The following is a 24,915-nucleotide window of genomic DNA, read 5'->3' as shown; positions in this document are numbered from 1 at the left end:
AAAACAATTTTTACATCAGGGGTTTCACGTGCTTGGTGAGCGCCTGGGTGGTTAATTCGTCGGCTTTAATTTTCGAACAATTTCCACAATAGCCCACAAGATACCAGTTCCCGTCTGCGCCTTTTTCCGGATTAACTTTGTAGCGTTCGTTGCGTTTACCGTAAAACTCGCGTTCCGCGTTCTGTGCTGCGTCTTCCCAAAAGCACAACGAAAACTGATGTTGTTTATCAACATGCCGTTGTCCGTTGCGGCTTCCGCCAACCAGTAAATAATGATATTCAGACATGCATCCTCCTTTTCCCAATACGGGCAATTATCCTGACAACAAGTGTAAAACTCGTTTCACCTGGAAAAGCTCATCCGAAAGACTGCAAAAACTTCAAAGGGCGTGCTGAAGACAACCCGTCGCACAATTCTTATTCCTCTAAAATTATAGAGCACGATCTTACTTGGGGATGGAAAAGCGGGAAAAATGTGACCATTATCACTTTTTATTTTTTAACGAGTGTGATGCACCTCTTACAACAAATTCATCTGTTGTGCGTTGTCCGGTGTGTCTGAGATTTTTTTGTTAGATTTTCGTTCTTTAGCGACCGGAGCAGGGCGCTGCATTTCCTGATGAAGCCAGTGCAAAATCACCGTCACGGCATAGTGCTGCTGTGCGGGTGTCATAGCCGTATGTGCGGGGATGTGATGCCACTTTTCCAGACAGCCGCGACAGCAGGTGGCCGTTGCGTGCTGGGCAATGAATACCGGGTGACCGCGCATCGGCGTCTGTTTTCCATCCTGCTCTGGCTCTGCCGGGGCAAGGCGCTTAGCAATGAAATCCGCCGCGTGCTGGCTGACCGTCTCCGGCCCTTTATCCTGGCAATACCGGTACTCTTTGGCACCGAGATGGAAACGCTGACGGAAAGGTGAAGCGGCCAGGCGCTTAAAAACATGATCGATGGAAAACATAATCTGGATGTCCGGGTCAATTCTAGGCGCAGAAATAGCGGCGTTAATCACATCATCAGTCGCCATCAGCGGCTGCCAGACCATGTTAGTCTGGCCTGACTATTCCACTCCCGCAGGAACCTGCAATGGCAGAAAAACATGTTATAGATTTGGTCATGTCGGTCAACAAGCAAGCTGAAGAAACTGCCATGCAACAGATAATGCTGCGAAACTTTATCATTGTGATGTGTCGCAGTATGACCGACGAACAAAAGAATCAGGTGAGATGGCAGATGCGCCAGATCCACCAGGTGTCGGATGCTGAACACCGCAACGGCGATACCGACATGCTGGAAAAAACACGGCGGGATGTTGAAATTATGCTGGAGCTGATCAATTAGGTTTCATCTGATGCCCGTTTCATTTCTCATGCGCTATCGTTAACACAATGATAACCAAAGGGAGAGTAAGATGGGATTCTGGAGAGTATTGATCACAATTCTTGTGCCGCCATTGGGCGTATTGATTGGCAACGGTTTCGGCGGTGCGTTTCTGCTGAACATTATCCTGACACTTTGCGGTTACCTGCCGGGTCTAATCCACGGATTTTGGGTGCAGACTCGCAAATAACACATTGTCTTGCAATAACACTGGCTTGCAATAACACAGTCTTGCCGTTATCTGATCCCGGTCAGCAGGCCGGGTTCAAGATATTAAGAGGACATTCAGTGCAGGCAAACTCAGAACAGAGAGAAGAGAAGGACGACCGGCAGACTCATCGGCCAGGTAAATCCGATAATACCGGAAGTTAACAGTCTTATTTTTATCGTATCGCGGCTCACCAGCAAAGTGAACAGCACCGCAATGCCCAATCCGCCCCAGTAAATTGTTTTAATCACTTCCCACCAAACGTGCACAACTCACTCCTGCCCATGAATAAAATAACGGCGTGTATGATATTCCGTTAACATCTGGTAATCAAATATTGTGTGATGTTACTCAAGGTTTTGTATTGTATCTGTTTGGCGCGAGTTGTTATATGTTGTCGATTGTGAGCAGCGCAGGGCTAGAAAGGGGGCGTAAATGACCACGGATGGCGGTAGGGGCGAATCCAAAACGTTTCCGGAAACGCTCGGCAAAACGCGAGCCGCTTTCATAACCTACCTGATGTGCAATATGTGAAATGGCCAGATCGGTGCATTGCAACAACCGCAGTGCGTGGGTCATGCGTACATCGATCATCAGATTTCGCAGCACACAATTTTCGCCCGCAAGACGTCTGCGCAACATCACTTCATTCATCATCAGCTTTTCTGCCACTTCAGCGGCGGTAAATGATTTATGCAGATTATTGACTAATAATTCACGTACGTTATCTGTCACGCTTTCACTGTGCTGTACGGAATACCGCACACCCAGTTGCGAAAGCCAGAGTAACTGTTCGAGCATGCGGTGGCGGGTTATCGGTGCGGGCAGACCATGGTGCCAGAGAATGGCTGAGTGAGTGTCGGTAAAACTTTGTTTGAACGCACCGGGGATGTGCGGAATGACTTGCAGGGTATTAACAGCAAGAAGTGGCGGGCTGAAGCCGGTTGCGTGCAGGCCTGCATCACTGAGTAACTGATGATCCCATGCCATGATGGCGCAGCTGAAAGGGCCATTTCCGGATAAATGGTGAGTCATGCTCAACGTTTGTCCACTGTTAAGCACCAGCATTTCGCCAGCCTGCAGTGTGACTTGCTGTGCCTGATCCGTAATTGAGAGGCTTCCGTTCTGAATGAGAACCAATTGTGGCTTATCAATATAAACATCATGAATAAAAAGTTCACTATGCTGAATAAGCAGAGAAATGGTTCCTATCCCTGGAGTCACTTTTATTTTACGAACCATGATGATGATGCCCGAAAATGACGACGGCAACCTGTAGTGTGCTGCCTGATAAATAATTCCCGCTTTGCTAATACAAACAGGCTGCCGGTTAATATGTGTAAGTTATGGGAGCAGACAGAGAGAACTAGCCCTGGCAGCCAGGCGCTCTCTGCCTCTGAAACCTTATTTTTGCACAAGAAATATTGGAAAGAAAACAAACAAATATTTAATAATTATTGGCGATCGCCGAAGGCAATCGAACGGAGGTCAATTTTTCCGTAAGTCGTATTCACTTGTTGTTGTCGGGACGACTGACCAATCAGCTCGGTGAGTTTATTCATCCGGGCTTGTAACAATGTTTTAATCGTATTTTCGTTATCAAGAATAATGCGCAAATAGCGGCGGACATCATTCTGAATCATTACCGATGTCTGTTCTGACATCGGTAACCGGGTCGTGGCTTCGACTGCTTTGACGTAACTGACTTCGAGCTCAACCAGCTCATCCCATTTCTCTTCTCTCGCCAGCCGCAACATCTGCTCGCTTAAAGACAGGATCAGTTGATATTCATTAACCAGATACTGATGTTGATCCATTATATTGGTCCTGCGACGGGTGGTAGTTTGGGCCGATTTGCCGCCAGGCATCGGCGATATTTTCAAGCAAGGTCAGCACCTCAGCGATGGCCTCTTGATCGTTGTGTAAATTTGCATGCAATAAACGACGGACCATATAGGAATAAAGCGCTTCGAGGTTATCCACTAATTCAGGATCGCCTTTTTCACGACTTAATCCGGCTTTCAGTCCGCTGTCGATAATGTTAATTGCCATAGACAGTGATTTGCCTTTTTCGGCAATGCTGCCCTGCTGGATAAAAATACGAGCACGGATCAGGGCGCTGCGCGCCCCGTCGAATAACATCGTCACCAGCTGATACGGAGTGGCGCTCATGACGCCACTTTCAAGGCCTACCTGTGCGTAGGCCTGAGTTCCTTTTGCATTATACATATTCAGTTTCCTTACTAGCTTGAACTTGATGAGGACATAGCTTCGAACTGCTGCGTCAGATAATCCGCTGTGCTGTTGAGCTTCTGGATCGAGACATCAAGTGCCGTGAATTGCGTTTTATAACGGGCGATGGTGTCGTTAATGCTGGTGTTCACCTTGTTGTACTGCTCGGTGAGGCTTTTCAGCGTGGTGTTCACAGCCGTCTGGGCATTAGCAATCGTACCGGTGCTGGTGTTCAGGAACCCGCTGTTCAGGTTGCTGATGTTGGTCATCACGCCGGTGGTTTTGCCGTCACCTACCATCATGGTCTGCACAGCATTCGGGTTACTGGTTAACGCTGCACTCAGCTTGGTGCTGTCAACTTCCAGCTTACCGGTGTCCGGGTCAGTGGTAATACCGATACTCTGCAATGAACTTACTGAACCAGAACCCGAGACGCCGGTGATCGCTGACTTCAGACGTGTCTGGATGGTACGCAGTGCGCTGTCACCCAGTAATGCGCCGTTGGTACTGTCAGCCGTATCGGTGTTCGTCGCGGTGGCTGTGAACTTGGTCAGGCTGGAGAACGTATCCTGCAACTTGTTATACGCATCAACAAAAGTCTGGATAGCGGTGGAGGCTGTAGAGGTATCTTTCGCCACTGTCAGCGTTGCAGCAGTGGTGGTGGTACCGGTCAGATTTAACGTAATCCCGTCCTGCGCATCACTGATGGTGTTGCTTTGACGTTCCAGATCGATGCCATTAAAGGTCAGCTTGGCATTGCCTGCTGTGGCATTTTCGGTCATCGCACCGGTGCCGGTGGATGAGTTATATCCGATAATATTATTCAGCTGGTCATCACCGGTGACGCTGACGGTCATTTCTGAATTGGTACCGGTATTGTTCGCGCTCAGTACCAGCTTGTAGCTGCTGTCATCCACTTTGACGATACTGGCCGTGACACCGCCACCGGCTTTATTGATCGCATCACGAACGCCGGTCAGTGAAGTCTGATCATCGGTCAGTTTGATGCTCAGTGGTTTACTGCCGTCGCCCTGGCTGATGGTCAGGGTACGGGTATTATCAGTGGTCGTGGCGCCCAGTGCGGTTTTATTGCTCGACTGCGTGGCAGAAACCAAAGACTGCGCAGAGGCCAGCTGTGTCACGGAAACGGAATATTTACCCGCCGCGGCGCCGGTGCCGGTTGTCACGCTGAACGCAGACGTGTTGCTCGACGAAGCCGTGGTCGCCCCGTAAGTATTGGTCGATGACAATGCGGTCGCAGCGTCAGAAAAAGTTTGTAATGCGCTTTGGAGCGTGCCATAAGCCGTCAGTTTGGCGCTATAGCTGGTTTGTGCCGCGGTGATCGGGGTTAAACGTTTTTTTTCTGCAGTCGTCAGGTTATCCAGCAGGTCTGAAAGTTGTAAACCTGAACCGATACCTAATGAAGAGATAGTGCCTGAAGTGGCCATAATTATCCTTTACAGTTTGATTGCCCTGAGTACGTGAATTTACAGTCGCCTTCGCTTCGTTCGTTCACCGGTTTTCCTGACGGATGTCAGGTAACGGGTTCACTCCCTCGCCGCTTACTGCAACTCCAATGACTTTAGGTATAAAAGAGTCTTTAAGCCCTATCGGCACGACGGAGAAAAAGTTTAATAGATCACAACAAAAAGTAATGGCGTGAATAGGCGGTATAAGGAAGGGTAATTCTCAAAGTAAGAAAACCGGATTTTTTGAGAAATAATTCTAAAGGTTACCGCAGTACCGCCGATACAAGTTTGGACGGTGATGAACGCCGTGGGCAATAAGCCCGAACCCTTAACCAGATTTGAAGGAATACACTCATGGCTCAAGTTATCAATACCAACACGCTGTCTCTGATGACTCAGAACAACCTGAACAAATCCCAGTCCGCTCTGAGCACCGCTATCGAGCGTCTGTCCTCCGGTCTGCGTATCAACAGCGCAAAAGACGATGCTGCTGGTCAGGCGATTGCTAACCGCTTCACTTCTAACATCAACGGTCTGACTCAGGCTTCACGTAACGCCAACGACGGTATCTCTGTTGCGCAGACCACTGAAGGTTCACTGAGCGAAATCAACAACAACTTACAACGTATTCGTGAGCTGTCTGTTCAGGCTGCTAACGGCACCAACTCCGATTCCGACCTGACCTCAATCCAGGACGAAATCACTTCCCGTCTGTCTGAAATCGACCGTGTATCTGGTCAGACTCAGTTCAACGGCGTGAACGTACTGGCTTCTAACCAGACGATGAAAATCCAGGTTGGCGCTAACGATGGTCAGACTATCGACATCGACCTGCAGAAAATCGACTCTACCACTCTGGGTCTGAACGGTTTCTCAGTAGCAAGCAACGCACTGAAAACCAGCGATGCAATCACTCAGGTTGGCGCAAGCGGCTCCCTGAAAAACGTTGACCTGTCTGCAGCGGCAACTTCTCTGGGCCTGGACGCAAGCAAACTGTCTCTGAAAAACGTTCAGACAGCAGCTGGCGCAGCGACTGCAACTTACGTTGTTTCTGATGGTACCAGCAACTACGCTGCATCTGTAGATGACGCAACTGGCGCTGTAACACTGAACACCACTGACGTTTCTTACACTGACACTGACAACGGTGTTACTGCAGGTACTCAGACTGGCAAACTGGTTAAAGTTGGCGCAGACGCCACTGGCGCAGCAGTAGGTTACGTTACCGTTCAGGGTAAAGACTACAAAACTGCAGCTGGCGCTATCGTTGACGGCGGCGCTACCGGTACTGCGAACGTTGCAAGCACCATCGGCGACATCGCCAGTGCTGCTAACACCAACGCTTACACTGGCGTTGCGACTTCTGATCCACTGAAAGCAATCGACGCTGCTATCGCTAAAGTTGACACCTTCCGTTCTTCACTGGGTGCGGTTCAGAACCGTTTCGATTCTGCCATCACCAACCTGGACAACACCACGACTAACCTGTCTTCTGCACAGAGCCGTATTCAGGATGCTGACTACGCAACAGAAGTTTCAGCAATGTCTAAAGCACAGATCCTGCAGCAGGCTGGTACTTCAGTATTGTCTAAAGCTAACCAGGTTCCTCAGTCTGTACTGTCCCTGCTGCAATAATTGTCTTAGTCGACAAATTACGCAGTTCGGTTACAAACAGAACAAACCCCGCTCCGGCGGGGTTTTTTTTAACTAAAATTTACCATTCTTAAGGATTAATGCGGGGCATTCGCTGGTATAATTTAAGATAATCTTTATGTTGCGATTGTTTTTTAGTCAATCGTTTGCGGTGTTACCGGCGGACGTCTGCAAACAGAATCTGCGAGACATAATCAAAATAACCGCGTTTTTCAGGCCTTATTCAGCCGATTGATTAGCGATTATCACTGGCACAATGATACTGACCCTAAATTTGCCAGGTTACGACAGTGAGCGATCTGTATACCGCCGACGGCGTGATAGACAAAAATTCTTTGTGGCAGCGCTATGTTCCGCTTGTGCGCCATGAAGCCCTGCGTTTGCAGGTGCGGCTTCCCGCCAGCGTAGAGCTTGATGATCTACTGCAAGCGGGCGGGATCGGCCTGTTAAATGCGGTTGAGCGTTTTGATGCGATGCAGGGGACGGCGTTTACGACGTATGCCGTTCAGCGTATTCGCGGCGCGATGCTCGATGAGTTGCGTAGCCGCGACTGGGTGCCGCGTAGTGTCAGACGTAATGCGCGTGAAGTGTCCCAGGCGATGCATAGCGCAGAACAGAAATTAGGGCGACCGCCGAGTGAAGGAGAGGTGGCGCAGGTGCTGGATATTCCCATTGAGGAATACCGGCAGATATTAATGGATACGAACAGTAGCCAGTTGTTTTCTTATGACGAATGGCGCGAAGAGCACGGCGATACTGCCGAGGCATTGATGGAAGGGCACGAAGAGGCCAACCCGTTACATCATCTGTTGGAGGGTAATTTACGCCACCGGGTGATGGAAGCTATCGATGCGTTACCTGAACGGGAGAAGTTGGTACTTACGCTTTACTACCAGGAAGAGTTGAATTTAAAAGAGATCGGGGCGGTGCTGGACGTCGGGGAATCCCGTGTAAGCCAGCTCCACAGTCAGGCGATTAAGCGTTTGCGAACACGCCTGGCCAACGACCACTGATCCGCTTTTTCCTGGCCGGTTATACATTTTATATCCCTTATCAGGAATAAATTTATGCCAGCGGGAATCAAAACAAGGCCTTTAAGCCGTTATCTTAAAGATTTTAAACACAGTCAGACTCATTGCTCACAGTGTGCAAAAGAACTCGACAGGATGGCACTGGTGTTTCGCGGGCAAATCATCAATAAAGAGGCCATCGCCAAGATGGACCAGCCTATTGATGATGACGTGTGGCACAACCTGTCGCAGGAACTGACCGCACTGTGTCGTTTTTGCAGTGAGATAAGCTGTAACAGCCATTCGTCCTATTTTGACATTATGGCGTTTAAGCAATATCTGTTTGAGCAGACTGAGATGAATCACAGCACGGTGCGCGAGTATGTTGTCCGCCTCCGCCGTCTGGATGAAATCCTCTCTGCAAACAACTATCCTCTGGATAAACTTTCAGGGGACAGTATCCACCAGCGGATCATCAATGATTTGCCGGTGGCGGGTCATGACAACTACCGTATTGCCCTGCGCAAATACGACCAGTATCTGGCCTGGCAGAAATCCGCGTAATCGGATCTCAGACAGACTGACACGCAATGCACAAACAGGCTCCTCCGGGAGCCTGTTTTTTTGTCTTGAATCTGTCCGCAGTTTCTATAAATTCTTTATATACTTACTCAATAACCTGTCTCTAAACTCAAACCAACTTCGACTATAACGACTTCGTGCGGCACCGTGCTGTGCGTCAGGGGAACATCGTGCCTGCTAAAATTTCTTTGCTTAAAACCCGGCTGGAAGCCTTCGATCGGATCGATTTACTGGGCAGCGCCACGCCGCTGGAAAAACTGCATCGTCTTTCCGAATACGCCGGACGTGACATTTACATTAAACGCGATGACATCACGCCGCTGGCGATGGGCGGTAACAAGCTGCGCAAACTGGAATATCTGGCCGCCGCAGCGCTGGCAGAAGGTGCGGATACGCTGGTGACCGCTGGTGCCATTCAGTCAAATCATGTACGCCAGACCGCCGCCGTGGCCGCCAAACTGGGCCTGAAATGCGTTGCGTTGCTGGAAAACCCGATCGGCACCACCGAAGTCAATTATCTGAGCAACGGCAACCGTCTGCTGCTGGATCTGTTCAATGTGGAAGTGGTGATGTGTGACGCGCTTGATGACCCGATGGCGCAGCTTGCAGAACAAGCCGAACGTCTGGAAGCACAAGGTTTTCGTCCCTACGTCGTGCCGGTTGGCGGTTCCAATGCGCTTGGTGCACTCGGCTACGTGCAGTGCGCGCTGGAAATCGCCGAGCAGTCTTCGGCCAGTTTTGTGGATTTCAGTGCCGTGGTGGTGGCATCGGGCAGCGCCGGTACGCACGCTGGTCTGGCCGTCGCTTTGCAACATTTAATGCCAGACACGCAGTTGATTGGTGTGACAGTGTCGCGCAGTGCCGATGCCCAGCGTCCCAAAGTTGAAGCCATTGCCCGGGAAGTGACAACACAATTACAACTGGGTGAGAAAACGCCGTCAATTACCTTGTGGGACGAATATTTTGCGCCACGCTACGGTGAGCCGAATGAAGCCGGAACCGCCGCCGTGAAATTGCTGGCAGAGCAGGAAGCCATGCTGCTGGATCCGGTGTATACCGGCAAAGCGATGGCCGGATTGCTCGACGGTATAGCGCGTGGTTTGTTCCCGGATGAAGGCCCGATCCTGTTCATTCACACCGGCGGTGCACCGGCACTGTTTGCGTATCATCCGCAGGTTTAATACTCTAAAATCCGCTTATGCTTTTTTGAGCTAAGATTATAGAATTATATTCCTGATAACTGACGCAGCGGGTGCTACTGTGCGCAAATTCGTAGGGGATATAGCGTTCTATAACTAACTATAACTGAGGTGAATATGGGTTTTTCTACACTGCGTCGTCGTTTACTTCTGGGTGCTGTTGCGGTCACGCTGACAGCAGGCATGGTCAGCAATACTTTTGCTGACGAAGGGTTACTGAAGAAAGTCAAAGATCGCGGCACCTTGATTGTCGGGCTGGAAGGGACTTACCCTCCGTTCAGTTTCCAGGGTGAAGACGGCAAACTGACCGGCTTTGAAGTCGAGTTCGCCGATGCGCTGGCGCAGCACATGGGTGTTAAAGCGAAACTGCAACCGACCAAATGGGACGGCATGCTGGCTTCGCTGGAATCCAAACGTATTGATGTGGTGATCAATCAGGTGACCATTTCGCCTGAGCGTGAGAAAAAATATGACTTCTCTACGCCATACACCGTTTCCGGTATTCAGGCGCTGACTAAAAAAGGTCAGGAAGGCACCATCACTAAACCTGAAGATCTGAAAGGCAAAAAAGTCGGCGTAGGTCTGGGCAGTAACTACGAGCAATGGTTGCGCGAGAATGTGCAGGGCGTGGACATCCGTACTTATGATGATGACCCGACTAAATATCAGGATCTGCGCGTAGGCCGTATCAACGCCATTCTGGTTGACCGTCTGGCAGCACTGGATCTGGTGAAGAAAACCGGTGATACCTTAGCCGTTGCAGGCGCACCGTTCTCCCGTCTGGAATCTGGCGTGGCCATTCGCAAAGACAACCCGGAGCTGCTGGCTGCTATCAACAAAGCGATTGCTGAAATGCAGAAAGATGGCTCGCTCGCCAAAATCTCTGAAAAGTGGTTTGGTGCTGACGTCACAAAATAATACCCGTAAAACCGGAGCGTCAGACTGGCGCTCCGGCTCATTACGAACTGATCCATAAGGTTCTTATCGGATGCAAGAAAGTATTCAACTGGTGCTGGATTCAGCACCATTTTTATTGAAAGGAACACTGTTTACGCTCCAGCTCAGTCTGGGCGGAATGGTGTTCGGTCTTATCCTGGGCTTCGTGCTGGCGCTGATGCGCCTTTCGCATTTCTGGCCGCTGTCATGGTTATCGCGTTTTTACGTCTCCGTTTTCCGTGGCACGCCGCTGATCGCCCAATTGTTTATGATCTACTACGGTCTGCCACAGTTTGGCATCGAGCTGGATCCTATCCCGGCAGCCATGATTGGCCTGTCGCTCAATACCGCGGCCTACACCTCCGAAACCCTGCGTGCGGCGATTTCGTCCATTGAAAAAGGGCAGTGGGAAGCGGCGGCCAGTATTGGTATGAATCCGTGGCAGACCATGCGCCGCGTGATTTTGCCGCAGGCCGCCCGCACCGCGCTGCCGCCGCTCGGTAACAGCTTTATCGGCCTGGTAAAAGATACCTCGCTGGCCGCGACCATCCAGGTGCCGGAACTGTTCCGTCAGGCACAGCTTGTGACGTCGCGCACGCTGGAAGTGTTCACCATGTATCTGGCCGCATCGGTTATCTACTGGGTGCTGGCGACTGTTTTATCCTTCCTGCAAAACCGTCTGGAAGACCGCGTTAACCGTCAGGATCAGGAGCCTTCATGAGTACCATTGACGTAAAGCAACTGACAAAAAAATTCCACGGACAGACGGTGTTGCACGGTATCGATTTACAGGTCAACGCCGGCGAAGTGGTAGCGATTATCGGGCCAAGCGGCTCGGGTAAAACCACCTTGCTGCGCAGCATTAACCTGCTGGAAGAGCCGGACGGCGGCACCATAAAAGTCGGCAATATCGAAATTGATGCCAGCAAGCCGCTCAGTAAACAGAAGAATAACGTCCGTGAGCTGCGCAAGCAGGTGGGGTTTGTTTTCCAGAACTTCAACCTGTTCCCGCACCGTTCAGTACTGGAAAATATCATCGAAGGACCGGTGATTGTGAAGGGCGAGTCAAAAGAAAAAGCCATCGCCACAGCACGTCAGCTTCTGGAAAAAGTCGGGTTAAGCGGCAAAGAAAATGCCTATCCGCGACGTCTCTCCGGTGGCCAGCAGCAACGCGTTGCCATCGCCCGCGCACTGGCGATGAGCCCGGAAGTGATTTTGTTTGATGAACCGACCTCCGCGCTCGATCCGGAACTGGTGGGTGAAGTGCTCAACACTATCCGCGCACTGGCACTTGAGCACCGCACCATGGTGATTGTGACCCACGAAATGAGTTTCGCCCGTGACGTGGCAGACCGCGCTATTTTTATGGATCAGGGGAAAATCGTGGAGCAGGGGCCAGCGAAAGAGCTGTTTTCGAATCCGCAACATGCCAGGACGAAACAGTTCCTGGAGAAGTTCCTGGCCCACTGAGATCAAAACCGTGGGCGTCGGCCCACACCGACTTGGGGGGCGGCTTATCTCCGCCGTCCCCCAAGCCCCCCCCGGCTCTTTCACCGTGATACCTGAAACATAGCCAGCGAGCGATAGCGGGGAGTTTAAGACGTGGAGATTCCAAAGAGGGCTCGTCATAGCCCTCTTTGGTCGGTTTCGGCGCGAAAGGCCACATGATAACCGTTATTGAGAAACCGAAATTTTCTCGATTCAGCCCTTAATGTAACGGGAAATTTTTTCAGGCTTTTTTAAAAGCCGCCACTTGCAGCGGCTTTCCTGCCATCCCAACCTTTATCCGATCGTCATCAGACTCGCATTGCCCCCGGCGGCTGCCGTATTCACACTCAGTGAACGTTCATGCAGCAGGCGTTCCAGCAGAATATTATCCTCGCCGCGTGCAAAGCCCTGTACCGATATAATGGCGCCCGGACGCTGCGCAATGGTCTGACAAAGTTCGCGCAACTGATCCGCATCACCGTGATAAATCACTGCATCAAATACCTGCGCATCGTTCTGCCAGTCTTTGGCGAAATCGACTCGCGCCTGCACTGCTTTTGGCAGGATGCTGAACAAATCACGTTGCAATGGCGCTTCCGGCCAGAGAATGCGGCAACCTGTCGCGGTGACAGCGGCAAGCTGGGTCAGGGCATCTTCCTGATTATCCGCCAGTGCCAGGACGCGCTCACGCGGTAACAGTGCGTAAGTGTTACGCTCGCCGGTTGGCCCCGGCAGTGTGCGCAAGGTGCCGCCCTGACTGGTTTGGGCGAAACGTTCGCAAACTGTGACAAATTCCTCACGGTGTTTCTGCTCCGTTGCCCATTGTTGCAGCGCCCGGTGTGGTGCCAGCAAGGCTTCGCGCACGGAGGTATCGAGCGGCAGTTCGCGATCCTGACGTAACAGGGTTTGCTGGACGGCGTCTTGCGGACGGCTGCTCAGCAGACGATAAAGATACAGCGGGCCACCGGCTTTCGGACCGGTGCCGGACAAGCCTTCGCCGCCAAAAGGTTGCACACCCACGACAGCACCCACCATATTGCGGTTCACGTACATATTGCCGACGTGTGCCTGCTGCGTAACGCGATGGATAGTCTCATCGATGCGGGTATGAATACCCAGCGTCAGGCCATAACCGGCGGCATTAATCTGACCGATCAGCTTATCCAGATCCTGGCGGGCATAACGCACCACGTGCAGCACCGGCCCGAAGATTTCTTTCTTCATCTCATCGAAGCTTTCCAGCTCGATCAGCGTCGGTTTAACAAAGGTACCGCGGCTCCATTCCTGCTGGTCAGCCGTAAATTCCTGCGCAGCCTGATACACGGTGCGGCCTTTGGTGCGCATCGCATCGATGTGTTTTTCGATACCGGCTTTGGCTTCGGCGTCGATCACCGGCCCGATGTCGGTAGACAAGCGCTCCGGATTGCCCATCCGGCATTCCGCCATCGCACCGCGCAGCATTTGCAGCGTGTGGTCGGCGACGTCGTCCTGAATACACAACACGCGCAGGGCGGAGCAGCGCTGACCGGCGCTGTCGAAAGCCGACGCGACCACATCCGTCACTACCTGTTCGGTCAGGGCGGAGGAATCGACAATCATGGCGTTCAGCCCGCCGGTTTCGGCGATAAGCGGCGTCGGACGGCCCTGCAGATCCAGACGACCGGCGATGTTGCGTTGCAGAATACCCGCGACATCCGTCGAACCGGTAAACAGCACGCCGCGTACACGTTCGTCATTGACCAGTTGCGAACCGACCGTTTCACCCCGGCCCGGCAGCAACTGCAATACGCCTGCCGGAACTCCGGCTTCATGCAGAATGCTGACGGCTAATGCAGCAATCAGCGGCGTCTGTTCTGCCGGTTTTGCCAGCACGCTGTTCCCGGCGGCCAGCGCGGCAGCAATCTGACCGGTAAAGATCGCCAGCGGGAAGTTCCACGGGCTGATACAGACCACCGGCCCCAGCGGACGGTGCGTGTCATTGGCGAAATCTTCGCGGATCTGCCCGGCGTAGTAATGCAGGAAGTCCACGGCTTCACGTACTTCGGCGATGGCGTTATTAAAGGTTTTTCCGGCTTCGCGCACCAGCACGCCAAGCAGGTTTTGCAACTGCGCTTCCATCAGTTCTGCACCCCGTTGCAGAATTGCGGCACGTTCTTCGGGAGGCGTCGCAAACCAGATTGACCCGGCAGCGGTTGAGGCATCCAGCGCGCGGCTGATTTCAGCTTCTGTCGCTTCGCGAACATACCCGACAATATCGGTATTTTCAGACGGGCTGATCACCGGCAGGAATTCGCCGTCGTCCGTTTGCGCATCAATTATCGGCTGCGCTTTGACCGGGTGGCTGGCGCTTTGCAGCAGGGCGCTGGAAAGGGAGGCCAGACGGTGCTCGCTGGACATATCGAGACCGGCAGAATTCACACGTTTTTCGCCATAAAGATTGCGCGGCAGGGCGATTCGCGGATGGGGTAATCCGACCTGACCTTCGCTGGCGGCCAGCGCTTCGACCGCCAGAACCGGATCGGCAACCAGTTCATCGATCGGTAACGTGGCATCGGCAATACGGTTAACAAAGGAGGTATTCGCGCCGTTTTCCAGCAGACGACGTACCAGGTACGCCAACAGTGTTTCGTGTGTACCGACCGGGGCATAAATGCGGCACGGGCGGTTCAGTTTGCCGTCAGAAATTTTCCCCACCACCTGCTCGTACAGCGGTTCACCCATACCGTGCAGGCACTGGAATTCGTACTGACCGGGATAATAGTTATTACCGGCCAGTTGATAAATCGCCGCCACGGTGTGGGCGTTATGCGTCGCGAACTGAGGATAAATCAGGTTCGGCACGGCCAGCAGTTTACGGGCGCAGGCCAGATAGGAGACATCGGTGTAAACCTTGCGGGTATAAACCGGATAATCTTCCAGACCGTCCATTTGTGCGCGCTTAATTTCGCTGTCCCAGTACGCACCTTTCACCAGACGGACCATCAGACGGCGGCGGCTGCGCTGTGCCAGACTGGTCAGGTAATCAATCACCATCGGGCAGCGTTTCTGATACGCCTGAATCACGAAGCCGATGCCGTTCCAGCCCGCCAGTTCCGGTTCGAAGCAGAGTTTTTCCAGCAAATCGAGAGAGATTTCCAGGCGGTCAGCTTCTTCGGCATCGATGTTGATACCGATGTCGTAACTGCGTGCTAGCAAGGTCAGTGAAAGCAGGCGCGGATACAACTCTTCCATTACACGTTCATATTGCGCACGGCTGTAACGCGGATGCAGGGCGGAAAGCTTGATGGAAATGCCGGGGCCTTCATAAATGCCGCGACCATTGGAGGCTTTGCCGATGGCATTGATCGCCTGCTGATAGGACTGCAAATAGGCCTGCGCGTCTTTCGCGGTGAGCGCGGCTTCACCCAGCATGTCGTAGGAATAGCGGAAACCTTTTTCTTCATGTTTGCGGGCATTGGCCAGCGCTTCGGCGATGGTTTCGCCGGTCACGAATTGCTCTCCCATCAGGCGCATTGCCATGTCCACACCTTTGCGGATTAGCGGTTCGCCGCTTTTGCCGATAATGCGGTTCAGCGATTTTGACAGACTCGCTTCATTATGCGTCGCCACCAGCTTGCCGGTGAACAGCAAACCCCAGGTCGCGGCGTTAACGAACAGCGACGGGCTGCGGCCCAGATGCGAATGCCAGTTACCGTTGCTGATTTTGTCGCGGATTAACGCATCGCGGGTCGGTTTGTCGGGAATACGCAGCAGCGCTTCCGCCAGACACATCAGCGCCACGCCTTCCTGAGAAGACAGAGAGAACTCCTGCAGCAGGCTTTGCACCATGCCGGCGCGGCCGTTTGCACTCTTTTGGTTCCTGAGTCTGGTGGCAATGTCAGCAGCCAGTTTCAGCGCAGCATCATTGAGCGGGGCAGGCAAACGCGCCTGTTCAAGCAGCATCGACACGGCTTCAGGTTCAGGGCGGCGATAGGCGGCAGTGATGGCAGAACGGCTGACTGACTGTGGCAGGATCTGCTCGGCGAAATCAAGGAACGGCTGATGGGCTTCCTGCACCAGTTGCACAGCGACATCTTCCATACCTTCAGGCGCAGCGCCATTCAGCGCCGGAATTTCCGGCAGCGTATCGCCATTTTCCAGTCGTTCCAGATAGGAAAATATCGCTTGTTTGATCAGCCAGTGCGGCGTGCGGTCAATTTTGTGAGCCGCTTCTTTAAGCCTGTCGCGTGTACCTTCATCCAGCTTCACGCCCATCGTCGTCATACCCATGCGCAAACACTCCATATAAAAAATTTCAGGTGAATTCGTTATTTTATGCTGAGCAATATCTTCTATGTTGCAACCTTGTGCAACCCTGTTAATGCATGAAGTATGCCTGTTGTGATTTGTCTGGCATTTTTAACAATAAAATAACGGCATGGATCTTGCCTGCATTCACCTGAGGAGAATGTCAAAGGTTGCATCAGGTGCAACTTTTGTCAGTGCAAAGTACAACCGGTATTGCGGATAACTGTGATGGAGGGTGAATTTTGTGTATTTGAAATGTTAAAAATATTGAAAAGTGGATCAGGCTAAACCAGTATCCGGCCCGACAGTAATTTTGAACAAAAACCACACAGAGTCAGTGACTACGTAAAAAATATGGAGAGTCTTGCTGCAACCTTACAGGGTTTCAGCCATCATCTCGCCCCGGCAGGTTTTTAGCGGCACTTCTGGTGGAGTGCTTCAGGACAGACAGCTGCCGGACAACATCGCAAAAAATAAGAAGTGGAGAATGGAATGACAATGAACACACCGATGCTGGTGACGTTTTGTGTTTATATTTTCGGGATGATTTTTATTGGGCTCATCGCGTATCTACGAACCAAAAACTTTGATGATTATATTCTGGGCGGACGCAGTTTAGGCAGCGTGGTGACGGCGCTTTCAGCCGGTGCTTCTGACATGAGCGGCTGGCTGTTAATGGGATTGCCGGGGGCGATTTTTATTTCCGGGATTTCGGAAAGCTGGATCGCCATTGGCCTGACCATCGGCGCGTACCTGAACTGGAAACTGGTGGCAGGGCGGCTGCGTGTGCACACTGAAGCCAACAATAATGCGCTGACACTGCCGGATTACTTTACCCATCGTTTTGAAGATTCCAGCAAGCTGCTGCGCATTATCTCCGCGATTGTGATTTTGGTGTTCTTCACCATTTATTGTGCCTCCGGCATCGTGGCCGGTGCGCGTCTGTTTGAAAGCACCTTCGGCATGACGTACCAGACTGCACTTTGGGCTGGTGCAGCGGCGACCATCATTTATACCTTTATCGGCGGTTTTCTGGCAGTCAGCTGGACTGATACCGTGCAGGCCAGCCTGATGATTTTCGCGCTGATCCTGACACCGGTTATCGTCATCCTCGCAGTGGGCGGTATTGATACCTCGATGATGGTAATCAATGCCAAAAACCCTGAATACACCGATATGTTCAAGGGCATGAATCTGGTGGCGATTTTGTCATTGCTGGGCTGGGGACTGGGCTATTTTGGTCAGCCGCATATTCTGGCGCGCTTCATGGCGGCCGATTCTCACCGAACTATCCGCAGCGCGCGCCGTATCAGCATGACATGGATGATTTTGTGTCTGGCGGGCACCATTGCCGTAGGATTCTTCGGGATTGCGTACTTCAGCAATAATCCGGGCGAAGCGGGCAACGTGACGCAAAACGGTGAGCGCGTGTTCATCGAGCTGACGAAAATTCTGTTTAATCCCTGGATTGCCGGTATTTTGCTGTCCGCTATTCTGGCGGCGGTGATGAGTACCCTGAGCTGTCAGTTGCTGGTGTGTTCAAGCGCCATTACCGAAGATTTGTATAAAGCCTTCCTGCGCAAAGGCGCAAGCCAGCGCGAACTGGTGTGGGTAGGGCGTGCGATGGTGCTGGTTGTGGCGCTGGTCGCGATTGCGCTGGCTGCCAATCCGGAAAACCGTGTTCTCGGTTTAGTCAGTTATGCATGGGCCGGTTTTGGCGCAGCATTCGGACCGGTGATCCTGATTTCCGTGATGTGGAAACGTATGACGCGTAACGGTGCACTGGCAGGCATGATCGTCGGTGCCGTGACAGTGATCCTGTGGAAACAATACGGCTGGGCCGAACTGTATGAAATCATTCCCGGCTTTATTTTCGCGTCACTGGCTATCTGGATTGTCAGCCTGGCGGGGCGTAAACCTTCCGCCGCCGTGGAACAGCGCTTCACTGTTGCGGAAGCGGAATATAATACTATTTAACGGTATTTTACTTTTATGACACTCAGACCGGGGGCATTCAGCCCCCGGTTTTCAGCATTTTCCGCCAGATAAACCCCCTGACCTGATTTTTCCTGTCTATTTACCGATCACGCTTCAAAAAAAGGATCGGTTACCTCTTGTATTTCTTTTGGCAAGAATGATAATCACTATCGTTTCTTTTTACTTTTCTTTACAGAGACCTTACACATTCTGTTGTTCGTCAGAATTCAGGGCTCGGGAGCTCGTCATGTTCGTTCCGTTTCTCATTATGTTTCGCGAAGGGCTGGAAGCTGCACTGATCGTCAGCCTGATTGCCAGCTATCTCAAACGGACGCAACGCGGGCAGTGGCTCGGTGTGGTCTGGATTGGCGTTTTCATCGCTGCCGCACTCTGTCTGGCGCTCGGTCTTTTCATCAATGCCACGACCGGTGAGTTTCCACAAAAACAGCAGGAGCTGTTTGAAGGTATCGTCGCCGTCGTTGCGGTGTGCATCCTGACTTATATGGTGTTCTGGATGCGCAAAGTGTCGCGTTCTATCAAAGTGCATCTGGAAGGGGCGATTGACCATGCGCTGAATTCCGGCCGCGGTCAGGGCTGGGCACTGGTCGCGATGGTGTTTTTTGCGGTTGCGCGTGAAGGTCTGGAATCGGTGTTTTTCCTGCTGGCGGCCTTCCAGCAGGACGTCGGCATCGAAGCGCCGATCGGCGCAGTGCTCGGGCTTGGCGCGGCCATCGTGCTGGGTTTCCTGATTTATTACGGCGGGGTGAAGCTGCATCTGGCGAAGTTCTTCAAATGGACCAGCCTGTTCATTCTGTTTGTCGCCGCCGGGCTGGCTGCGGGGGCTATTCGCGCTTTCCACGAAGCCGGATTGTGGAACCGTATGCAGGATATTGCTTTTGATCTGAGCGGCACATTATCCACGCACTCTTTATTCGGCACGTTGCTGGAAGGGATGTTTGGCTATCAGGAAGCCCCGACGGTCAGCGAAGTCGCGGTGTACTTCCTGTATCTGATCCCTGCGCTGTTCCTGTTCTTTATGCCACAAGGTAAATCGCCTGTGGCCGCGCCGGCCTCTGCCGGGCAAAAAACACGACGTTGATCCTTAAACCTTTCCATCATCTTGCCTTTGTCACGGAGTTGTACATGACACATTTTCGCCGTAAAGCTTTACAGATTGCACTGTTATCCCTGCCGGCTTTTGCGCTGAGCGCCAACGTGCTGGCTGCTGATGTTCGTCAGGTCAAAATTGCTGTTAACGACAAACAATGTGAACCGATGGCGCTGACCGTGCCCGCCGGTAAAACCCAGTTTGTTATCCATAACAACAGTCAGAAAAACCTGGAATGGGAAATTTTGAAAGGCGTGATGGTGGTGGAAGAACGTGAAAACGTGGCACCGGGTTTCACGCAAAAAATGACGGCTAACCTTGAACCGGGCGAATACGACATGACCTGTGGCTTGCTGAGCAATCCGAAAGGCAAACTGACTGTCACCGCCGAGGGGACAGCCGCTTCCGGTAAGCCTGACGCCATGGCGCTGGTTGGCCCGATTGCGGAATACAAAGTCTATGTGACGCAGCAGGTCGCTGAACTGGTGGCGCATACCAAAGCCTTTACCGACGCAGTGAAGAAGGGTGATCTGGCGAAAGCACAATCCCTTTACGCGTCAACCCGTGTTTACTATGAGCGTATCGAACCGATTGCCGAACTGTTCTCTGATCTGGACGGCAGCATCGACGCCCGTGAAGATGATTTCGAGAAAAAAGCCGAAGATCCTAACTTCACCGGTTTCCACCGTCTGGAGAAAATTCTCTTCGCGGACAAAACCACCAAAGGCACCGAACCCTTTGCTGACAAACTTTATACCGATACCGTTGATTTGCAAAAACGTATCGCAGACCTGACTTTCCCGCCTAGCAAAGTGGTCGGCGGCGCGGCGGGCCTGATTGAAGAAGTGGCCGCCAGTAAAATCAGCGGCGAAGAAGACCGTTACAGCCGCACTGACCTGTGGGATTTCCGTGCCAACCTTGATGGCGCACAAAAAATCGTCAATCTGCTGCGTCCGTTACTGGTCAAAGCCGATAAACCGTTGCTGGATAAAATCGACGCTAACTTCAAAACCGTCGATGCGCTGCTGGATAAATACAAAACCAAAGACGGTTACGAGAATTATGAAAAACTGTCTGATGCAGACCGTAACGCAATGAAAGGGCCGATCACCACGCTGGCAGAAGACTTGTCCAAACTGCGCGGTGTGCTTGGTTTAGATTAAACTCCTTAGCACCCTCCCCTGCGAAGGGGAGGGTGGGGTGGGGTATTAAAGAAAAATCCAGCAGCCGAAGTATGCATAACCCCCTGTTTTATCATTAAAACCCCCTCCCAACCTCCCCCTTCGCAGGGGGAGGAGCGTTATAACGAGGCATAGCAATGAGTCACAAAAACGATAATCAGAACGACGTTTCTTCTTCCCGCCGCAGTTTGCTGAAAGGTGTGGGATTGTTAGGCGGGGCATTTGCCCTGGGCGGCGCTGCCACGGCGCAGGCTGAGAAAACACCCGGCGCAAAAAAAGAGTACACGCCAGGCACGGTTTCCCCGGACGAACGCTGGGGCAGGCAACCTTATTACGGCGAGCATCAGGCAGGGATTTTAACGCCACAACAGGCGTCGATGATGCTGGTTTCCTTTGACGTGCTGGCCACCAACAAAGCCGATCTGGAGCGTCTTTTCCGTCTCCTTGATTCACGGTTTGCCTTCCTGACCAAGGGTGGCACCGCACCTTCAATGGATCCGAAATTCCCGCCGATGGATTCCGGCGTGATGGGGGCAGAAATCTACCCGGATAACCTGACCATGACGCTGTCGGTGGGGGATTCCCTGTTCGATGAACGCTTTGGATTAGCGCCGCATAAGCCGCTGAAATTGCAGCGCATGACGCGTTTCCCGAATGATTCACTGGATGCCACACTCTGTCACGGTGACCTGTCACTGCAAATCTGTGCCAACAACAACGATACGGTGGTGCATGCGTTGCGTGACATCATCAAGTACACACCGGATTTACTCAGCGTGCGCTGGCGTCGTGACGGCTTTATTTCGTCCCACGCAGCGCGCAGTCAGGGCAAAGAAACGCCGATTAACCTGCTGGGCTTTAAAGACGGCACGGCGAATCCTGACTCGAAAGACACACCACTGATGGATAAAACCGTCTGGGTCACCGCCGGTCAGGGCGAACCGGCGTGGACGCTTGGCGGCAGTTATCAGGCCACACGTCTGATCCCGTTCAAGGTGGAATCCTGGGACCGTACGCCGTTGCAGGAGCAGCAGTCTATTTTCGGGCGTAACAAAGCCACCGGCGCACCTTTGGGGATGGAAAAAGAGCACGATGTGCCGGATTACGAAAAAGACCCGGAAGGTAAGACCATCCGCCTTGATTCGCATATCCGTCTGGCGAATCCGCGTACCAAAGCCACCGATGAAAACCTGATGCTGCGCCGTGGCTACAGCTATTCGCTTGGCGTGACCCATTCCGGGCAACTGGAAATGGGGCTGATTTTTGTCTGTTATCAGCATGACCTGGAAAAAGGTTTCCTGACCGTGCAGAAACGCCTGAATGGCGAAGCGCTTGAAGAGTATATCCGTCCGAATGGCGGCGGCTTTTTCTTCACGCTGCCGGGGAATAAAGATGAAAGCCACTATCTCGGTCAATCGTTAATCGAAGCGTAATTTAATGCCTCCCCCTGCGAAGGGGGAGAAGCTCAATCCAGAAATCCTTTTTACGCTTCGTTACGCAATTCACCGCCTGTTAATACTCCGCTGCATCCCAAAAAATCTCAGCAATGTCATGATGATAAATCGTCAAACTGATTTATTACGATGCCTGCTCCGAGACTGTTATGACCATCAACCATGCCCGCAGAAAATTACTGATCTTTGGCATCGGACTTTCCCTGACGGCACCACGCCTGTATGCCGCCCAAAAAGCCGTGCGCATTACCATGACATCAGACGCCAGTCAGATTTACCTGACGTTACCGGCAGCGGATAAATACAGCCGGGTGTTTATGCTCAGTGCGCCGGAAAGAGTGGTGATTGATATGCCGATGGCGTCATTTCCACCGGAACTGGAGCATGCGCTGACGGTGGTCAGGCAGAAATTTTCGTGGATAAAAGAGGGGAGGATTGCTCACTTCAGCCCGCAAGTGGCGCGCATTGTGTTGCAGGTAAACGGTAAACCGAAGATTACGCGCAGCACGGAAAACGGTGTGCTGAACGTGACGATATCCGGAGAAAGCCCTGACGCCGAGATTTTGCCCGTCACCACCGCTGCACCTCGGGCAGAGAAACCGCTGCTGGTGATGATTGATCCGGGGCATGGCGGAAAGGATCCGGGCGCGATCGGCAACGAAGGCACCTATGAAAAACACGTGGTGCTGCACATCGCCAAACGACTGCAAACCTTGCTTGATCAACAGCACGGTATTCAGGCGGTGCTGACGCGCCAGGATGACGTATTTATTCCGCTGTATCACCGCGTCAGCCTGGCGCATCAGCATGAGGCAGATCTGTTTATCTCAATTCATGCCGACGGTTTTACCAACGATCAGGTCTCCGGTGCGTCGGTTTTCGCGCTGTCTGAACACGGTGCGGGCAGTGCGATGGCGCGCTATTTGTCGCAAAGCGAAAACAGCGCAGATGTGTTGTATGACGACGATTTTAAAACCGACGATCAATACCTTAAAGAAACGTTGTTTGATCTCGACCAGCACGAAACCATTCATCGCAGCCTGAATTTTGGCCATCATCTGGCGACAACTATTAGTAAAGTGCATCACATGCACAGTCCGCATCCTGAACAGGCGGGATTTGCGGTACTGAAATCCCCGCGCATTCCTTCCGCGCTGGTGGAGACATCCTTCATCACCAATAAACAGGAAGAAAAATTACTGGGTGAGCCGGTGTTTCAGGAGAAAATGGCGCATGCGCTGGCGGAAGGCATTAACAGTTACTTCATCAATGAAAAGAAAAATAATCTGCTGGGCTGAGAGAAATTCAGCACGATTAAAGAGGATCTGAAAAAGATCCTCATGATCCTATTGACGTCAGCCACAAACTTTTTTACATTTTGGTAACGCAAATGTTTCAGCTGTCATTATACTGACATTTATAAGCGGTAGTTTTCACGAGGTGTACGGCAGGTGCCGTTAATAACACTGCGGGGAGCGCGAATGGTAAAGTCCATGTTTGGGCTGTTGATCGAAAATAACACACTTCTCTCATTCACTCGTTGTTGTCGCTTAAATGCAAACGAGGGTCAGGTTTCCGACTCTCTAATATTTCAACCTTTACTTTCAGCTTTTTCCTGCCGCTTGCTGCAAAAAATATCATCCACTCAACCTCAACCCTGTTCTTTAACTGACCCCGTAAATGTTTACCAAAATGATGTGAATATCACTGGCTTTTATTCTGGAATTTTCATTGTATGGGTCAGCGGTTTGTCATTATTGACACTTTTGACAATGCCTCCTCGTGAACAGAAAACAACCAAAAGACTTTCCGTTAATCCCTTTGGTTTCTTTTCCTCTTCACGTTATTCATTGGCTCCACTTGGTCTAAAAGGAGACCAAAACCTCATTTGTTAGTGAAACATAACCGTGCGGGCATTATGCCTTAGCGTTAAGTGAATCAAACTGTAAGGTGCCACTATGGGAAGACAGAAAGCAGTGATCAAAGCTCGTCGTGAAGCAAAACGTGTTATTCGTAGTGATTCACGTAGTCACCGCCAGCGCGAGGAAGAATCTGTGACGTCATTAGTACAGATGGGCGGTTTGGAATCGATCGGCATGGCTCGCGACTCCCGCGATACGTCCGTCATCGAAGCGCGTACTGAAGCTCAAGGTCATTACTTATCAGCCATAGAGAATAAGCAGTTAATTTTTGCCACCGGTGAAGCCGGTTGCGGCAAAACATTTATCAGCGCTGCGAAAGCGGCAGAGGCATTAATTCACAAAGAAATCGACAGGATTATTGTGACGCGCCCGGTATTGCAAGCCGATGAAGATCTCGGTTTCCTGCCCGGTGATATTTCTGAGAAGTTCGCGCCTTATTTCCGTCCGGTCTACGACATTCTATTACGTCGTCTGGGTTCATCATTCCTGCAATATTGTTTGCGACCGGAAATAGGGAAGGTTGAAATTGCGCCATTCGCTTATATGCGCGGGCGTACTTTCGAAAATGCGGTGGTTATTCTGGACGAAGCGCAGAATGTCACGGCCAGCCAGATGAAAATGTTCCTGACCCGTCTCGGTGAAAATGTGACGGTGATTGTTAACGGTGATATTACCCAGTGCGATTTACCACGCGGCGTAGTATCGGGGCTCAGCGATGCAATGTCTCGCTTCGAAGAAGACGAGATGATTGGCATCATTGAATTTGGCAAAGAGGACTGCGTGCGTTCAGAGCTGTGTAAACGCACTCTCCACGCCTACTCTTAATTCTCCCA

At 51.9% G+C, this 24,915-nt stretch carries 24 protein-coding genes; 16 read left to right on the top strand and 8 right to left on the bottom strand.

Annotation, left to right across the window (positions count from 1 at the left end; all coding sequences use genetic code 11):
- Positions 1–10: 10 nt before the first annotated feature.
- Together DXU84_RS11355 and DXU84_RS11350 are read right to left on the bottom strand one after the other, a co-directional pair.
- The gene (locus DXU84_RS11355; protein ID WP_013575787.1) at positions 11–286 is read right to left on the bottom strand and encodes a hypothetical protein; all 276 of its coding nucleotides are present in this window, start codon (positions 284–286) and stop codon (positions 11–13) included.
- 233 nt (positions 287–519) lie between these two features.
- Positions 520–1,041: a DUF4186 domain-containing protein gene (locus tag DXU84_RS11350; protein WP_013575786.1), complete on the bottom strand. Its 522-nt coding sequence runs from the start codon at positions 1,039–1,041 to the stop codon at positions 520–522.
- 41 nt (positions 1,042–1,082) lie between these two features.
- Between DXU84_RS11350 and DXU84_RS11345 the strand changes: the two genes are divergently transcribed.
- Together DXU84_RS11345 and DXU84_RS11340 are read left to right on the top strand one after the other, a co-directional pair.
- Positions 1,083–1,337 (top strand): hypothetical protein, encoded by a 255-nt coding sequence (locus tag DXU84_RS11345; protein ID WP_013575785.1) that lies wholly within the window; start codon positions 1,083–1,085, stop codon positions 1,335–1,337.
- Between the two features lie 70 nt (positions 1,338–1,407).
- Complete coding sequence (locus DXU84_RS11340) at positions 1,408–1,566, top strand: YqaE/Pmp3 family membrane protein (RefSeq protein WP_015690040.1); 159 nt, start codon at positions 1,408–1,410, stop codon at positions 1,564–1,566.
- Between the two features lie 110 nt (positions 1,567–1,676).
- Here the strand turns inward: DXU84_RS11340 and DXU84_RS11335 are convergent, their stop codons facing one another.
- The 5 genes from DXU84_RS11335 to fliD form a co-directional block, all read right to left on the bottom strand.
- Positions 1,677–1,853 carry a GhoT/OrtT family toxin gene (locus DXU84_RS11335; protein WP_013575783.1) on the bottom strand — a complete coding sequence of 59 codons (177 nt, stop codon included), beginning with the start codon at positions 1,851–1,853 and terminating at the stop codon, positions 1,677–1,679.
- A gap of 118 nt (positions 1,854–1,971) precedes the next feature.
- On the bottom strand, positions 1,972–2,619 hold the full coding sequence (locus tag DXU84_RS11330) for an AraC family transcriptional regulator (protein WP_228389000.1): 648 nt from the start codon (positions 2,617–2,619) through the stop codon (positions 1,972–1,974).
- A 419-nt stretch (positions 2,620–3,038) separates the two neighbouring features.
- Entirely contained in the window at positions 3,039–3,401 is a 363-nt protein-coding gene (gene fliT, locus DXU84_RS11325; protein WP_013575781.1) for a flagella biosynthesis regulatory protein FliT, read from the bottom strand.
- Positions 3,376–3,813, bottom strand: coding sequence for a flagellar export chaperone FliS (gene fliS / locus DXU84_RS11320; RefSeq protein WP_013575780.1), 438 nt, complete (start codon positions 3,811–3,813; stop codon positions 3,376–3,378). Before fliS ends, fliT begins: the two co-directional genes overlap by 26 nt.
- A 14-nt stretch (positions 3,814–3,827) precedes the next feature.
- Positions 3,828–5,264 (bottom strand): flagellar filament capping protein FliD, encoded by a 1,437-nt coding sequence (gene fliD / locus DXU84_RS11315; protein ID WP_013575779.1) that lies wholly within the window; start codon positions 5,262–5,264, stop codon positions 3,828–3,830.
- A 375-nt stretch (positions 5,265–5,639) separates the two neighbouring features.
- On the opposite strand from fliD, the gene DXU84_RS11310 reads away from it, so the two are divergent.
- The 7 genes from DXU84_RS11310 to tcyN all read left to right on the top strand — a co-directional run bounded on the left by DXU84_RS11310 (position 5,640) and on the right by tcyN (position 12,135).
- Complete coding sequence (locus DXU84_RS11310; RefSeq protein WP_013575778.1) at positions 5,640–6,920, top strand: FliC/FljB family flagellin; 1,281 nt, start codon at positions 5,640–5,642, stop codon at positions 6,918–6,920.
- 308 nt (positions 6,921–7,228) lie between these two features.
- Entirely contained in the window at positions 7,229–7,951 is a 723-nt protein-coding gene (locus DXU84_RS11305; RefSeq protein ID WP_013575777.1) for an RNA polymerase sigma factor FliA, read from the top strand.
- Positions 7,952–8,005: 54 nt separating this feature from the next.
- Entirely contained in the window at positions 8,006–8,512 is a 507-nt protein-coding gene (fliZ, locus tag DXU84_RS11300) for a flagella biosynthesis regulatory protein FliZ (protein WP_013575776.1), read from the top strand.
- 188 nt (positions 8,513–8,700) lie between these two features.
- Complete coding sequence (locus DXU84_RS11295) at positions 8,701–9,711, top strand: D-cysteine desulfhydrase (protein WP_013575775.1); 1,011 nt, start codon at positions 8,701–8,703, stop codon at positions 9,709–9,711.
- A 135-nt stretch (positions 9,712–9,846) separates the two neighbouring features.
- Positions 9,847–10,647, top strand: a complete 801-nt coding sequence (gene tcyJ / locus DXU84_RS11290; protein WP_015690037.1) for a cystine ABC transporter substrate-binding protein — start codon at positions 9,847–9,849, stop codon at positions 10,645–10,647.
- Between the two features lie 70 nt (positions 10,648–10,717).
- Positions 10,718–11,386 carry a cystine ABC transporter permease gene (gene tcyL, locus DXU84_RS11285; protein WP_013575773.1) on the top strand — a complete coding sequence of 223 codons (669 nt, stop codon included), beginning with the start codon at positions 10,718–10,720 and terminating at the stop codon, positions 11,384–11,386.
- The gene (tcyN, locus tag DXU84_RS11280) at positions 11,383–12,135 is read left to right on the top strand and encodes an L-cystine ABC transporter ATP-binding protein TcyN (RefSeq protein WP_013575772.1); all 753 of its coding nucleotides are present in this window, start codon (positions 11,383–11,385) and stop codon (positions 12,133–12,135) included. Before tcyL ends, tcyN begins: the two co-directional genes overlap by 4 nt.
- A gap of 312 nt (positions 12,136–12,447) precedes the next feature.
- Here the strand turns inward: tcyN and putA are convergent, their stop codons facing one another.
- Entirely contained in the window at positions 12,448–16,422 is a 3,975-nt protein-coding gene (putA, locus tag DXU84_RS11275) for a trifunctional transcriptional regulator/proline dehydrogenase/L-glutamate gamma-semialdehyde dehydrogenase (RefSeq protein WP_153375741.1), read from the bottom strand.
- Between the two features lie 510 nt (positions 16,423–16,932).
- Here putA and putP point away from each other — a divergent pair.
- From putP to phoH, 7 genes are all read left to right on the top strand, one after another.
- The gene (gene putP, locus DXU84_RS11270; RefSeq protein WP_013575770.1) at positions 16,933–18,417 is read left to right on the top strand and encodes a sodium/proline symporter PutP; all 1,485 of its coding nucleotides are present in this window, start codon (positions 16,933–16,935) and stop codon (positions 18,415–18,417) included.
- Positions 18,418–18,664: 247 nt separating this feature from the next.
- Entirely contained in the window at positions 18,665–19,516 is an 852-nt protein-coding gene (efeU, locus tag DXU84_RS11265; RefSeq protein ID WP_037034423.1) for an iron uptake transporter permease EfeU, read from the top strand.
- A 44-nt stretch (positions 19,517–19,560) separates the two neighbouring features.
- Positions 19,561–20,688: an iron uptake system protein EfeO gene (gene efeO / locus DXU84_RS11260; protein ID WP_013575768.1), complete on the top strand. Its 1,128-nt coding sequence runs from the start codon at positions 19,561–19,563 to the stop codon at positions 20,686–20,688.
- A 155-nt stretch (positions 20,689–20,843) separates the two neighbouring features.
- Entirely contained in the window at positions 20,844–22,139 is a 1,296-nt protein-coding gene (gene efeB / locus DXU84_RS11255; RefSeq protein ID WP_013575767.1) for an iron uptake transporter deferrochelatase/peroxidase subunit, read from the top strand.
- Between the two features lie 170 nt (positions 22,140–22,309).
- Complete coding sequence (locus tag DXU84_RS11250; protein WP_013575766.1) at positions 22,310–23,458, top strand: N-acetylmuramoyl-L-alanine amidase; 1,149 nt, start codon at positions 22,310–22,312, stop codon at positions 23,456–23,458.
- A 183-nt stretch (positions 23,459–23,641) separates the two neighbouring features.
- Positions 23,642–24,055 (top strand): hypothetical protein, encoded by a 414-nt coding sequence (locus tag DXU84_RS11245; protein ID WP_153375739.1) that lies wholly within the window; start codon positions 23,642–23,644, stop codon positions 24,053–24,055.
- A 63-nt stretch (positions 24,056–24,118) separates the two neighbouring features.
- Positions 24,119–24,907 (top strand): phosphate starvation-inducible protein PhoH, encoded by a 789-nt coding sequence (gene phoH, locus DXU84_RS11240; RefSeq protein WP_013575764.1) that lies wholly within the window; start codon positions 24,119–24,121, stop codon positions 24,905–24,907.
- The last annotated feature ends 8 nt before the right edge of the window (positions 24,908–24,915 follow it).

Origin of the sequence: Rahnella sp. RcJ3 (assembly GCF_009498575.1) — a bacterium.
GTDB classification, from domain to species: domain Bacteria; phylum Pseudomonadota; class Gammaproteobacteria; order Enterobacterales; family Enterobacteriaceae; genus Rahnella; species Rahnella aceris.
Note: the sequence above shows the minus strand (reverse complement) of the source record. Positions and strands in the feature narration are given on the sequence as shown.